Below are 14,217 nucleotides of genomic sequence, written 5' to 3' on the forward strand. Positions count from 1 at the left end.
AATGAGAGAACGGGAACAATGGACATCTAAAATTGGATTTATATTAGCAGCAGCCGGAAGCGCAATTGGTCTGGGTGCTATTTGGAAATTCCCTTATATGGCGGGCATGAACGGTGGAAGCGTTTTTGTGTTGTTATTCATAGTGAGTACACTGCTAATCGGATTGCCGATTTTACTGGCCGAATTCGTCATCGGTAGACGGGGTCAGGCAGACGTCGTCACGTCACTTACGAAGTTGTCTAAAGGCAAGAACTGGAACTGGGTCGGATGGATGGGTCTTGTTGCATCTTTCATCATTTTATCGTTTTATAGCGTTGTTGGCGGGTGGATCTTATCATATCTCATTCGTTCATTGACCGGGGGACTTTCTGGTGCCAACTTTGGTGGATTATTTAATGACATTATTGCAGATCCAACGGAAGTGCTCATCGCACAAGCTGCGTTTCTTGCGATTACCGTTTGGATTGTCCAAAGTGGAATTAGAGGGGGAATTGAGCGTGCAAGTCGCTGGATGATGCCGTTGCTATTCATCTTTTTCATCTTGCTTGCGGTCCGTTCTTTGACCCTGGACGGTGCAATGGAAGGAATTCGCTTCTTATTCGTACCAGACTGGAGCTACTTGACACCAAAAACGGTTCTCTTAGCTCTAGGTCAAGCATTTTTCTCACTAAGTGTTGGTGTAACAGCGATGATGACGTATGCTTCGTACTTACAAAAAGAGGAGCGACTCGGTCAATCCGCTCTTAATGTGTCGATATTAAATATCGTCATTTCTTTGCTCGCAGGTATCGTTATTTTCCCAGCTGTATTTGCGCTTGGTCAATCGCCAACTGAAGGACCTGGACTTATTTTTGTTGTTCTCCCAGCAATTTTCAATGAAATCCCATTCGGTGGATTTTTCTTGATTGTGTTCTTCATTCTCATGCTGTTTGCGACATTGACATCTGCTATTGCGATGCTTGAAATTGTTGTTTCTACTGGAATTCGAAAAAAACACGATCGCCGCAAACGAGCAGCTTGGATATTTGGTGGACTGATTTTCTTAGTTGGAATCCCTAGTGCCTTATCGTTTGGCGTTCTTGGAGATATTGAAATCTTTGGCGGCTCTATATTTGACTTCGCTGACCTACTCACAAGCCGAATTGCCATGCCACTCGGCGCACTAGCGGTCTCCATCTTCGCAGGATATGTGCTTAGCCAGAAAGACACTTCGGATGAGTTAGATATGAATCCAACTCTCCATAAATTATGGAAAGCATTAGTTCGATATATAGTTCCAGCTGCCATTGTCATCATTTTTGTGACTTGGGTGGTTGGATTGTAAATAAAAAGTCATGTGCTGATTAGGCACATGACTTTTTTAAAATATAAATTACAGAAAATTGAAACCCATCCTGCGATAATACGTATAATTACTAAAGAAACCGTTTTCATAAGTAATTCATACATAAATAGGAGAGAGGGATTGTGATGAGGGGGCGATTAACTACAAAGAATTTCGGATTAGTTACTGCAACGATTCTAGTTTGTATGATTTCTGTAGGATGCACACAAGGATCTGCAACTGAAAAGATAGAGACTGTTTCTGCACCTAAAACTGAAACAGCCGCCGTTTCAAACACGGAAAAAGAGATCAAAATCATAGAAGCGGTGTTGCAAGAAGAATTGAATGGTCCTGATGAGTTGTATATACAATTGTCAGAAGCAGCTATGGGAGGAACAGAACTAGATAGTGTGAAGCAAAAAGAAAATGAAATGAAACTAGAGAGTTATATGAAAGAGAAGTTTTTACCCTATTACACGGAAGAAGGCTTAAAACGAGCACGGGGCACAAATATGTTGTATCAGTACCAATCCCAATTCGAACCTGACTCTGAAAGTGCAATTAAACTGATAGATTCAGAAGTGAAGCAGAGCGAAATTGATACCGCAAGTAATCAGTATCATGTGAAGGCTACCGTTGAGTACACCTCACCAGATGAAGAACCTTCTCTTCATGAGTTAGAAGGAAAGGTAATCTTTTCTACTAAAGAAGGTAAAATTGGGGTCATACAATTTGGACAGATGGATTCCTCTCTTTCAAAAAAAATACGGAATTGGTCAGAGGAATAAAACACGTCAAAGTACAAAGAGAATGAACAAATTAAATGGAATGCCAGCGATCTATTAGATAGTTCGCCGGCATTCCATTTTTCATACCGATTTTTCTGCTTGTCTCTCCCAAACAACAGCGATTTTCTCAAGAAGTTCGTTAAGCGGGATAGCCAAATTATTAACTGGGATGTTAACTTGAGAAGCAAGAAGATATTTATTAGCCTTATTTGCCATCCTTTTTGTAGTGTCCGTCCGATTTATAATTAGATCGGGGTCAAATGTATAGATTGCTAAAAATGGCTGTCCCGATTCTTCTATCATCCCAATATTTGCGATGTCATCCCAGTTTACCAGACCAGCGCCGATATAACTTGAATTATCGGTAATGCCCTCGTTAGATACAATAAGTGCAGGTTGATGAATAATAACTCTTTTAATATAAAAGATGGAACTAAAACCACAAACCAGAAATAGCCCAATTCCTATAAGCCCTATATAGATAGGAGCCTCTCCGACGATTAAAAGTAATGTTAGAAATAATCCAAATGCGGATGTCAAAATACATACGATACCAAATCCTAACATTCTTCCTCTTTTAGGAAATACCACTAATTCTTCCATAGACTCAACTCTCTTTCTATTTTTAAAGTCTACCATTCCAAAAACTAGTTGTACAAAAAGGAGTGTGAAAATTTCAGTTTAACCAACATAGAACTATTAACATGAATTATACTTTATGTACTAGAGGAGGAGGGAGTATGGTGAGTAAACTATTGTCATTCTACTCGTTTTTAGTTACAGTAAAAGTAAAAAACCTTTATTAAAGCGTTTAAAAAAGAGGATTGTGATAAGCAAATCACAAAAGTTAAAGTTAGGGATCGTCAGATGGATTACAACCACTATCCCTTAATCAAGGAGCAGCTCATTTAAATTTTCGGGGTATCGAGTGACAGGACTCTAAGAGAAGTCAAAGGAGCACCTATGATGAGCTGCGAAATCGAAATGTATGATGATACTGACAGGGAAGAGAAGATGACTGCTTTTGCATTCTGAAATAATCATATTCTTCAGATGATTGATGGAAAATTCCGTGAAATTTCCAGTCTCGATTTCCTATGAGAAGCAATCCGGAAAGAACTATATAGCGTTGAAGTGATAGAATAAAGACAACTAGCCGGGGCAAGATAGAATCAGGGGGAAAACAAATGACAACGTACCAACTCAATGAGCAAACGACAAAGTTTCTAAATGAGCACAAATTATTCCAAGACGATGAAATTCAACAAATTCAACTCCAGCATCGTTTAAGTCTTGTAGAAGCGTTTAACCTTCCAAAAGGAGGGAGGATTTTAGAAATAGGATGCGGCCAAGGAGATACTACAATGGCAATCGCTCACTCAATTGGACATACAGGGAAGGTAGTTGCAATCGACAATGCCAGTCGGGATTACGGATCTCCATTCACGCTAGGTCAAGCAACCGACCACATTTTGCAATCCTCTTTAGGAGAACGGATTACATTTCACTTAGAAACGGATTTTAATAATTTCGAAGTTGAAGTTCCATTCGATGTCGCCGTATTTTCACACTGCTCCTGGTACTTTAAAAATCCATTTGAGCTTCTAGGATTCCTTAAAAGGGTTCGCGGCCTAGCTAAGCGGATTTGCTTTGCAGAATGGGATCTTCAATTTACAGAAATGTCGCAAAGATCCCATTTCGTTGCTGTTTCAATTCTAGCGCTTTACTCACAATTTGTGGAGAATGAGAGTAATGTTCAAAATCTATTTAACAAATCCCAAATCCAGCAGTTACTTGAACAAGCTGGATTCCAAATTGAAAAGGATAAGATAGTAGATGCGACATTTTTACCTGACGCAAAGTGGGAAAAAGGCTATGCAAATAGTATTCGCACAGAACTCGTCCAGGCTGCTCCAAGAATGGAAACCCTTTTAACTAGTTATTATGAGTTAATGAATGAGTGTAAAGATGAAGAACGTTCATTGAACAGTTTTGTAATTACTGCAAGTTAACATACCTAGGAATGGAATTACATTAAAATCATTTTACAGACAAAAAGCCATCCATCTGGATGGCTTTTTTTAAATCAGCTTCATGTTTCTCTGATTAAGATCTATCTAGAAGGGGAATAGAATAGTAACAAAAAAGTGGAGGGAGTAACAATGCCTGTAAAAATTAAACGAATTTATGAAGAAAAGGAAAAGTCGGATGGAGTACGCATTTTAGTCGATCGGGTGTGGCCACGAGGAGTCAGCAAAGAAGACGCACATGTAGATGAGTGGGTCAAAGAAGTAGGACCAAGCAAAGAACTTCGTCAGTGGTTTGACCATGACACGGACAAGTACGATGATTTCAAGGTGAAATATAAGAAAGAGCTGAAAAAGAACGAAGAACAAAAAGAAGCATTGGAAAAGTTAAAGCAATTGACCAAGGAACATGACAAAAAGGTTACGCTTGTGTTTGCAGCGAAAGATGAAAAACATAATCAGGCAGCTGTCATAAAAGAGATTTTGGATCATCAATAATCGTGTTTGAAAGTAATTGAAATACGATCCATTCCATAAAAGCCGTCGTTTAGGACGGCTTTTGTCTCTGTTCCTTATGCATAAACGGACATTTCCCTTGAATCGGATCGCTGTCGTCACCGATGAAGAACTGTTTCCACTCGTTATGTTCTGGATCTCCAAAGTGGCTAATATCAGGATGTTTCGGCAAATGATCCCACGCCTCTACACGTTCCCGAACTTTATCCCGTGACATGATCCCGCCTTTCTCAGTACCTTTTAGTCCTTTGAAAATTTTGCGTGGTTGAAATCCAAGCACCATCGCATTTCCTAGGTCTCGCGTCTTTCGTTGCTTATAAGCAGGGGTATTGCCGAATGCGAAAATGGGTTCGCCATGGAATCGGAAATCCCACAAATGATGGTCTGGGTCCCGTGGACTTTCGTTTGGCCACTTAATTTCATCAACCTCATGTAAATACTGGAGAATACTCCAAAACTGATTGCGATAGGCTTCGAGTGTTCTTTCTGTTGTAAAAGGTTCTACGAAAACGAACAATCCGTGCCTTTTGTGCTTAGGATCTTCAAAGAGAGCTAAGAAATCGATGAGTGCCAACGGAAGATTACTCCAATCGTTATGCGTGATATAGGCATAACGCAATTCACCTTTAAGCTGGCCATTAATGCCAAAATAGCACGGAAACGTCTTATCCGTTACGGTATTTTTAAATGTTTCGTATTCAGAAAGCAACCACTCAGGTAAATCCTCTCGTGTTTCCAAATCCTCTTTTGTTAACAAAGCACTTTTTGTATGAATCAATCCATGCCTTCCCTTCCTATCATTTCTTTACGTCTAACAATACGCCTCGAAATTTGTTACTATGACTATGTATAAATTATAGAAACATTTCATATACTACTAATCACAGAGGCGCGGCACATCTCTGTCCCGCGATTGGGGCACTTTCGGCAGAAGGTGGAAAAGAATACGCAGCCTATTCCGACTAGGGATTGCCTAGTAGTGCCGCAACCTAACTAATGTCACCTTAATTTAACGTCTACAACACTATTCAAAAACAGCCAGACCATGCTGAGCTACATATAGGTTCAAAAAGTTAACCAGCTTCACTACATTTCGGTGTAGTGAAGCTGGTTATTTAGTGTGTTTCCTGTACTCCATCGAAATAGTCTACTACTTAATTTGGCAATTAGGGAAATTGAAATTCAGGCACTCTATCACGATTCTGCTTAACAAAGGTCACTTTTAAACTTTGAAACTCAATGAGTTCATGCAGGACAAGCAAAACAAATTGAAGTATGATAATGTAGGTTACTTGATTCGACTGGCAACAGGTGGGCAGTTTATGAAGTAATACGACTTTATAAAGTAATGAAAGTGAGAATCTACATGTCATTCATTCAAAACATAGTCAGTTTCATCTTACACATTGATGAACATTTAATCGAAATCATCCAAAATTTTGGAACTTGGTCCTATGTCATTCTCTTTCTAATTGTTTTTACGGAAACAGGTATCGTGATTTTTCCGTTTTTACCAGGAGACTCACTTTTGTTTGCAGCAGGAGCTCTGGCATCAGCTAGTGAGGTATTTAACATAGGACTGCTGTTGTTCGTTTTCTTTACTGCCGCAGTTATCGGTGACACTGTCAATTATCATATCGGGAAGACGCTAGGAACCGCTGTCACCCAAAAACGATGGATGGGGCGTTTGATTAATCAGGAAAAAGTTGATAAGGCTGAAAAGTTCTTTAACAAACATGGTGGCAAAACGATTGTAATTGCTCGATTCATGCCATTTATCCGGACGTTCATTCCTTTCATTGCGGGCTCCAGCCGAATGAATTACCGCTATTTCCTCACCTACAATATTTTAGGGGCAGCTCTTTGGGTCGGTCTTTTCACAATTGTCGGCTATCTGTTTGGAAATATTCCATTTGTTAAAGAAAATTTCTCCACGATCATCATGGCCGTAATAGTCCTTTCAATATTGCCTCCAATCATATCTTACGTAGTAAGCCATTTACGGAAAAAGTAATGGAAGAATCTATTTTTCGCAAGATATACATGTTGTCTTTCCATCCCTCTGTATGCTAAGAGTCCATACAAGAGGATCAGCATCTCGTTTAGCATCCCTTTTTAAGGTGAGCTGAACGGGATGCTTTTTTCGCGAGGACCCAAAAGAGGAGCAAATTACTAGTACGAAAAGACGTTTTTACTTGCTTGAATGAAAAATCATAAAACTTATTGGAATCCCTCTTTTTAATCCAAAACTTCTGTATGAAGCAGGGTGGCTTGAGCCATTCTGTAAGCATAGAGAGGGGAAATTAGCATGAGACAATTAGTTTACATGGGTATGTGCGTCTTGCTACTGGCGGCATGTGGAAACCGCGAAGACTTGAATAATGAAAGAACAGCTAAACAAGAGGTCATGTCAAGTCAATTAAAAACAGGAGCCTTTGCTAAAGAGAAAAATCCTGAAACGCGACAAAAACTTGTGGAATCCGTCTTAAAAGACACTAAATTTGGCGATTTTGTTAGCGTAGAAGGGCTAGATACAAAAGAACCGTATTCTTTGGAAATCGAATACAAAGGTAAAGAGAACCTCTCAGAAAAAATGACAATAAAAAGCATGCAACTAACAGTACGTGATGCCGTATATGCTATAAAAGAACTCGGTCTTAACATTGACAATATTTCGGTAAACGTTAAATATCCCTTTACAGATAACTATGGAAATTCTTTTTATCGTTATGTCATTAAATCGAATTACTCTGGTTCTACAGTAGAAAGGTTGAATGCAGATAGGAAGAAGTTCAAAGAAGAGAACTTACCAATTGTTGCTGATGAATGGTGGTCACATCCATCATTTGAATAATAACTTGTGAAAACAGACTTAGAATAAATTAAAAGTTCCCAACTAATGGACTCCTGAAATGCAGAATTCCCCTCTTATTGGTACATGACATTCAATAGAATCGCTTGAACTCCCAAGTAGGAGTATTTAGAGAGTTCTGCCCTCGTTGAGTTCCTTATGACACTACAGTTTAGTAACCTTTGCCTATTGGTTTGCATTAATTCTTTAGAAAACAGCGTACTGGTCGTTTGCTTGTTAGTCGAGACCGTAGTGTAACCTCAAACACAAGTGAAATTCTTTCATTAGGAAAATCCTTCATTATTTTCTCGTAATCACTTCAAGTCAATAGTTCTTGGAGTGGAATTGTTTAGTATTGATCACTGCTTGATATAAATACATAAAACCTATAAATAGCAATTCATTTTTAATTATTTTTCCGAATACGAATTTTTCGTCTTACTTAGATTTACAAGGTAATAATTGAGAGGAGATTACTTTTATCTAGGTACTTAGTTTCGATAAAAGTTGAGGGAAGTATTTTCTAAATGTGGCGATAGAAATTATGGCGTATAGATCAAATCCATTTGCAGATAATAAGTAATAAGGTTTGAAAATGTGAGGGGAGAACATCATGAAACGTATTGGCATTTTAGCACTCATTGCTAGCGGTTTAACAATCATCTTTTTCACATTCAATGTCTTCGCCACGGATAGAGGACGACCGTATTACGAAGAGAAGGGGTATGTGCTATGGGATATCAAAACAAATGATAAGGTTGTAGCAATTACTTTCGATGATGGACCCCATCCTAAATATACCGAGGAAATCTTAGACGTTTTGGAAAAGAATCAAGCAAAAGCAACATTTTTCACACTGGGCCAACATGCTGAAAAGTATCCCGACATCGTACTCAGAGAATTTAATGATGGGCACGAGGTAGCAAATCATACGTATTCACACTCACGATTCAAAACGGCTAAACAATTCAAACAGGAATTAATTGATACGAACGAAGTAATTTACGGCATCACAGGGACATATCCCAAACTTTTCAGACCCGTTGAAGGAAACTATAATGACCGACTGATCAATATTGCAGTAAAGCAGAACTTTAAAGTCGTTATGTGGTCTTGGCACCAGGACACTGAAGACTGGAAAAAACCTGGGGTTAATAAAATAGTTGAAAAAGTATTAACTGGAACAAAACCAGGAGATGTGATACTTTTCCATGATGGTGGAGGGGAACGATCTCAAACGGTTCAGGCACTTGAAAAGATCTTACCTAAGCTAAAAGAGCAAGGATATCGATTTGTTACAGTCAGTGAACTAATGGACAATACCAATGCAGAAACGTTACATTGAACAACTAAGATTGAATGCTTGACCACTTGGGAGCGACTTCTTGTAAAAGGGGGCGCTTCTTTGTTTTACATACATATAGGTCCGGAGTTTCCCTACGACTTTTGCAATTACTACTAGATAACAGATTATTCTTTTATACTGTTTTTACCCCTTTACGAACTTACATACGAACTACTTTTTTTATTTTCCAATGCCCTACAAGAAATAATCTCCATTCTTTCAAAAGATTTGTCCGCATACTCTCGTTCTAATTCCTGTATACTTATAGTCACAAAGATAGTAACGGACAGAGGGTAATCATATGAATAGGGTAAAGAGAAATTGGAAGAAATATTTGCTGATTGTTGTCATTGTTTTTGTTGCGTTCCAAGTCATAGGTGGAATATTTTTTTATGACCTTGCCATTAAGAGGGGACCGAAAGACTTCTTACAAAATAATGCAGACTTAGAGGTCGCCGATGAAACAATGGATTTGTATGTAAAAGGGGATTGGATTGACTGGGTCAACGACCAGGACTTTGAAGAACTGACGATGGAATCACGAGATGGATTAAAATTAACAGGTTACTTTTTACCTGCTGCTACCCCAACCGATAAGCTTGTCATTTTGACTCATGGCTATTTAGGGAATGCAAAGCAAATGGGGCTATTTGGTATTTTCTATTATCAGGAGCTAGGATATAACATTTTCATGCCAGATGCTCGTGGTCATGGTAAGAGTGAAGGGGATTATTATGGTTTTGGATGGCCGGATAGACTAGATTTAATCGACTGGACGAATACCTTGGTAGGAAAATTAGGACAAAAAACGGAAGTCGTCTATCATGGATTATCGATGGGGGCTGCAACAGTACTCATGGCGAGTGGAGAAGAAGAGTTACCGACACAAGTGAAAGCAATCGTAGCGGATAGCCCATATGGATCGGTCTACCAATTGTTTGCCTATCAAATGAAGCGGATGTTTCACCTTCCTGCATTTCCATTGTTAGATAGTACAAGTCTAGTGACGAAGTTGCGTGCGGGCTACTTGTTTACGGAAGCAAGTGCTCTTAAAGCTGTGCGGAAAACAGATGTACCGATATTGTACATCCATGGAAAAGCGGATACCTTTGTTCCGTATAGGAATGCAATTGAATTATACGACAATACCTCCAGCAGTTCAGAGCTTTTCTTAGTCGATGGGGCAAATCATGGAGAGTCGTATGCCAAGCAGCCCGAGGAATACAAACAAAAAGTTAAGCAGTTTCTCATGCATACAGTTAAATGATCAGAGTGTCTCGATGTTTTCTGAAATTGAAACAACCTGTCTAAAAATGATCAAAGGTAAACTCAATTTGCTTATTAACTCTTGAGTGCTCATTTGTTTTTGCCTGTGAGAGTTCAATTCGTGTTACGATGACTATTAGTAAGAGAGAAAGATATTGACTGTAAAAAAATATCAGTGGATTTCACTTTAAAGGGGGTGCTTATAGTTGGAGAATCATCTACGATTGTCTGATACTTCAAACACTCATGCGAAGCCAGTAATTAGAAAGGCGATACTTTGCATGGGGCGTATCATTTAATTTTATCGCTACGAAATTTTCTGATCAATTGGCTTTGCTCACGTTTATCTATTCAAGATAAGGAGCGAGTGAAATTGACATATATTAACGCACAGAGTATTTTACCTAAACAACTTATAAATGAAATTCAAAAATATGTGCAAGGGGAAACGCTCTACATTCCTAAGCACGAAAATGACCATCAAAAATGGGGAGCTTCTAGTGGCAACAGACGCCGGTTAGATCTCCGCAATGCTACGATTCGAGATTCCTATACAAAAGGGACTTGTATGGAGGATCTAGCTCAGGAGTATTATCTCTCTGTTGAAACTATCAAAAAGATTGTCTACTCCTATCATAAAAATAAGTGTTGAACCCCCCCCCGTGCGAATGGTTAACCATTTGCACGGGGGGTTGTTATGTAGAAAACATTTCTAAATCATTCTTGGTCTAGCACAGCAACTACTATTCCGTTAGACTATTTGTAAAGAATGTATAGCTAAAATTCAGGAGTGATAAGAGATGACAGAAAGATTTATAAAAAATGAGCAGTTCAATTATATTTGTAAACAAGTGGCATTCATTAAAGATAGTACGAAGCAACATATTCCTCCCGGAGTATTAGCCACTGTTTATGATGTATCAAATGAAAAAATTATGAACTGTGTCCCAGATATGAGTGCAGAGCAAAAAGGAATATTGGATTTTTCTAGGCTGAAGACAGTAGAAGAGTATGACCTAGCCATTAAAAAGCTTGATGCCTATCGCATGCCTTTCCCGACAGTGACAGAGCAACAACTTAAGAAACTGTTCCCAAAAAGTAAAAAACTGAAGCTACCTGATTTGAGTAGCGTTGACTTGAAGTGTGTCACATATTTAAGTTGGAATGATAGCAGATCCAACAAAAAGTATTTACTCTATGAGCTTGATATGCAATTAGTTGGGATCGAGTGTTCATTTTCACCATCTCCCAGGAAAAATACGTGTTCCATATGTAAATGTCAGTCTGAAGTAACCTATTTCACTACAAAAACTAAGGAGAGACATCAAAATAATCCTGATTATTTCAGATCCATTGGCAATCTTATTTGTGCAGATAGTCATGAATGCAATAAAAATATAACGGGTGTGGCTTATCTAGAGACGTTATTAAGAGATTCTCTAAGAAAATAACGAACTTCACCTCATTAGCTTCTATTTATGAAGCTAATCAGTGTATCTGTTTTAGTGAAATGGTAATGTAAGCATATATGCAGTAACGTCTTTTGCGATGTACCTGAATTGCATACACCATGGATGATCCAGCATCTATTATTCAAGTTACATAAGCAACGGCAAGTCCAGCCTCTATGCATTTGGAATTTACTGTAGATGATGTGTTTGAAGATGAAACTCCATTTGCTCACTCTATGAAAATTGTTGATAGTGAAGGAAACGAATATCATCATGAATCATTTAATATAGGCAAAAATGATCATCAAACATTTTTAAAAGTTAATTTCCCAATAAGTTCTTACAAAAATGCTGAAAAATTGAGCTTGGTTATTGAAACTGTCGGAGACGTAGAGTTATTAAGAGAATAAGTGGCTTCGAGGTCCCATAATTTTATTTAGTCTATGTTTTCATATGGATCTAATTATAATAAAGAACGTTTTCAGATGAAGAGGCAATCTCAAAAGGTTTTCACCATTTGAGATTGCCTCTTCTATTTTTTATGAAGTAGTTATATCAAGTTTTGTTACCCTTTTTATTGCCCAGTTTGCGGAGTGTGGTTACTTTTTTTAATAGTAAATATTGTTGTATAGAGTATTCACCCTCTCCATGTATCTCACTTGTACAATTTTAATTGCTGACGATTCTCTATTCTTCAGAGTTCCAAACTCGTTCAACAACCTCTTGGCCCCCATCAAATTGAAGTAGGAAGATGTCAGGATTGCTGAGCTTCTTCCAATTTACAAATCCAAAGTTTTCGTCATAATTCTTTAACGCGAGAGATAATAAATTGCCATGCGTCACAATAACAGATGTCTCTGCTTCACTCATTTTAATCTCCTCAAGCACCTCAACAACTCGTTTAGTCGCCTCTAGGCTGGATTCCCCTCCTGCGAAACTTAGTTCCATCTCCTCGAAACTAGCTTCCAATTTCTCTAACCAATCCGAGAGATCTTCGGTGCTTAGCACTCGTTCTGTCAACCGTTCATCGGTCTCAATTGTAATTCCAGTTCTTTTGGCAAAAGGGGAGATAGACTGAATCGAACGCTCGAATGGACTCGAAATAATTCGATCAAAATGGATAGTCGATAAGAACTCAGCTAACATATCAGCTTGTTGCATGCCTAGTTCAGTCAGTGGTGCTTCAGCTTCTTGACCTTGCGCTTCACAATGCCTGATTACGTATAACTTCTTCAATATGATCACACCTATCCATTTTCTTTTAGAGATTCATTATCTTCTCGAGCACAATCAAAATAATTTCTGTTTCATCGTTATAGTCATCTAGATAGAAGGGGTGAATATTGATAGTGACATGTAATTCGATGAAAAAAGCTTGTTCCTAGAACTTCATAGTTTAAAACGAATTTCGATCCTCCTGTTTTAATGGACTGTTCAAAGTTTTAAGGAACAAAAAGATTGTTAGAAACCGGTTTAATGGACCCAGTATAACGGTGGTTGAGTCCATCAGCATTTCCTCATAGTTTGTAACATAGGCTTTAAGCAAAGAAAGAAATGAGCAATATAATTATTATAGGTACGAATAGGACGAGATATCCGATTGGATTGCCAAAATTGATGCTCCAACCAATTCCGAATCGTTTTTCTACAAAGATAGAAGGATCTTGTTTATTGACATAAAAGACCCCAAGTTTCCAATGGTCATCCATATCATCGTCTGTAGCACTGGTGGTTTCATTTTCCTCAACAGACACTACAATGCGTGAACCGCCTTGGCCAACTTTAAAAGCATAGATTGCTGAAGAAACCAATATTAGAACTAGAAAACCAAGAGGCACTGCCATCATCAACGTTTCGTTTTGTAATGCACCATCAATTGTAGTGAGTTGTAAGAATCCGAATAGAATTGTCAATAGTATCGTTATTAATAACAAAAACCAGCTGGAATACTTACGGAATGCCAGTTGTTGAAGTTGAGAAGACTTCTTTTTGCCTACATTCAATTTAATTCCTGACAGTTTTGTTGCCACATTAATTCCAAGCATCATTACTTGCATTACAAAAAGGATGAGCAATAAGGCAATCGAAGAGAATGGTGATTTTTGACTATATGCATCTGGTTGACCATCAGGGCCCCAATGCATCGGAATCTGATCAGGCAACAAACTGTATTGGCTAGCTGTGTAAACAAGCAGTCCGATCGTCACGAACATCGGTAGCACATACATAAAATTCGGCAACATGGAATCTTTTGCGTGATTTTGCAGATCAGCAATTCGAACTTGTTTTAACCCTGAATTCCAGTTATTCACTTGCTTCAATTTCATCGTTTTTGCGTGGAAATAGAGATACAGCGCCATGCTTAGTAACAGCAGACCAGATTGGATTGCTAATCCTGTGAAAACGAGTTGGTTCTCTGATACGGAAGTGGTAGTTGACCATACCAATAACGCTATTAGTGAAAGGGTACCTATTATAAAAACGAGTGCAGAGTATCTGCGTCTAAACGAAAGAATAGATGGATCCATTGCATACTCTTCGGGAATGGTAACTCCAAAGACAATCGTGCGCTTTAACAAAAATGGAATAGCGGATTGTATGACAATCAGGAAAGCAAGTGTGACTAGAAAAATCGCTAATGACATGTGG

General features: G+C 38.4%; 15 protein-coding genes. 11 read left to right on the forward strand and 4 right to left on the reverse strand.

The window, feature by feature from the left end; genetic code table 11:
* Position 1: 1 nt before the first annotated feature.
* Positions 2–1,324, forward strand: coding sequence for a sodium-dependent transporter (locus DVB69_RS10465; RefSeq protein WP_116019055.1), 1,323 nt, complete (start codon positions 2–4; stop codon positions 1,322–1,324).
* 143 nt (positions 1,325–1,467) lie between these two features.
* Positions 1,468–2,112 carry a hypothetical protein gene (locus tag DVB69_RS10470; RefSeq protein WP_116019056.1) on the forward strand — a complete coding sequence of 215 codons (645 nt, stop codon included), beginning with the start codon at positions 1,468–1,470 and terminating at the stop codon, positions 2,110–2,112.
* Positions 2,113–2,193: 81 nt separating this feature from the next.
* On the opposite strand, the gene DVB69_RS10475 is transcribed toward DVB69_RS10470, so the two are convergent.
* On the reverse strand, positions 2,194–2,715 hold the full coding sequence (locus DVB69_RS10475) for an STM3941 family protein (RefSeq protein ID WP_116019057.1): 522 nt from the start codon (positions 2,713–2,715) through the stop codon (positions 2,194–2,196).
* Between the two features lie 584 nt (positions 2,716–3,299).
* Here DVB69_RS10475 and DVB69_RS10480 point away from each other — a divergent pair.
* Together DVB69_RS10480 and DVB69_RS10485 are read left to right on the forward strand one after the other, a co-directional pair.
* Positions 3,300–4,124, forward strand: coding sequence for an SAM-dependent methyltransferase (locus DVB69_RS10480; protein WP_116019058.1), 825 nt, complete (start codon positions 3,300–3,302; stop codon positions 4,122–4,124).
* A gap of 150 nt (positions 4,125–4,274) precedes the next feature.
* Positions 4,275–4,637 (forward strand): DUF488 domain-containing protein, encoded by a 363-nt coding sequence (locus DVB69_RS10485; RefSeq protein ID WP_116019059.1) that lies wholly within the window; start codon positions 4,275–4,277, stop codon positions 4,635–4,637.
* A 49-nt stretch (positions 4,638–4,686) separates the two neighbouring features.
* Here the strand turns inward: DVB69_RS10485 and DVB69_RS10490 are convergent, their stop codons facing one another.
* Positions 4,687–5,433, reverse strand: coding sequence for a YqcI/YcgG family protein (locus tag DVB69_RS10490; RefSeq protein ID WP_116019060.1), 747 nt, complete (start codon positions 5,431–5,433; stop codon positions 4,687–4,689).
* A 588-nt stretch (positions 5,434–6,021) separates the two neighbouring features.
* Here DVB69_RS10490 and DVB69_RS10495 point away from each other — a divergent pair.
* The 7 genes from DVB69_RS10495 (at position 6,022) to DVB69_RS10525 (ending at position 11,978) form a co-directional block, all read left to right on the forward strand.
* On the forward strand, positions 6,022–6,669 hold the full coding sequence (locus DVB69_RS10495) for a DedA family protein (RefSeq protein WP_116019270.1): 648 nt from the start codon (positions 6,022–6,024) through the stop codon (positions 6,667–6,669).
* Between the two features lie 294 nt (positions 6,670–6,963).
* Positions 6,964–7,509, forward strand: coding sequence for a hypothetical protein (locus DVB69_RS10500; protein ID WP_116019061.1), 546 nt, complete (start codon positions 6,964–6,966; stop codon positions 7,507–7,509).
* Positions 7,510–8,119: 610 nt separating this feature from the next.
* Complete coding sequence (locus DVB69_RS10505; RefSeq protein WP_116019062.1) at positions 8,120–8,851, forward strand: polysaccharide deacetylase family protein; 732 nt, start codon at positions 8,120–8,122, stop codon at positions 8,849–8,851.
* 301 nt (positions 8,852–9,152) lie between these two features.
* The gene (locus DVB69_RS10510) at positions 9,153–10,118 is read left to right on the forward strand and encodes an alpha/beta hydrolase (protein ID WP_116019063.1); all 966 of its coding nucleotides are present in this window, start codon (positions 9,153–9,155) and stop codon (positions 10,116–10,118) included.
* Positions 10,119–10,490: 372 nt separating this feature from the next.
* Complete coding sequence (locus DVB69_RS10515) at positions 10,491–10,769, forward strand: CD3324 family protein (RefSeq protein ID WP_116019064.1); 279 nt, start codon at positions 10,491–10,493, stop codon at positions 10,767–10,769.
* Positions 10,770–10,917: 148 nt separating this feature from the next.
* A complete protein-coding gene (locus tag DVB69_RS10520) occupies positions 10,918–11,568 on the forward strand; it encodes a FusB/FusC family EF-G-binding protein (RefSeq protein ID WP_116019065.1) in 651 nt (216 codons plus the stop codon).
* A 176-nt stretch (positions 11,569–11,744) separates the two neighbouring features.
* On the forward strand, positions 11,745–11,978 hold the full coding sequence (locus tag DVB69_RS10525; protein WP_116019066.1) for a hypothetical protein: 234 nt from the start codon (positions 11,745–11,747) through the stop codon (positions 11,976–11,978).
* A gap of 277 nt (positions 11,979–12,255) precedes the next feature.
* Here DVB69_RS10525 and DVB69_RS10530 read toward each other — a convergent pair whose 3' ends face one another.
* Together DVB69_RS10530 and DVB69_RS10535 are read right to left on the reverse strand one after the other, a co-directional pair.
* On the reverse strand, positions 12,256–12,813 hold the full coding sequence (locus DVB69_RS10530; RefSeq protein ID WP_370452956.1) for a histidine phosphatase family protein: 558 nt from the start codon (positions 12,811–12,813) through the stop codon (positions 12,256–12,258).
* A gap of 293 nt (positions 12,814–13,106) precedes the next feature.
* Positions 13,107–14,213 (reverse strand): DUF1648 domain-containing protein, encoded by a 1,107-nt coding sequence (locus DVB69_RS10535; protein WP_116019068.1) that lies wholly within the window; start codon positions 14,211–14,213, stop codon positions 13,107–13,109.
* Positions 14,214–14,217: the final 4 nt, after the last annotated feature.

The sequence above is a fragment of the Sporosarcina sp. BI001-red genome, from assembly GCF_003384035.1.
Lineage (GTDB): Bacteria > Bacillota > Bacilli > Bacillales_A > Planococcaceae > Sporosarcina.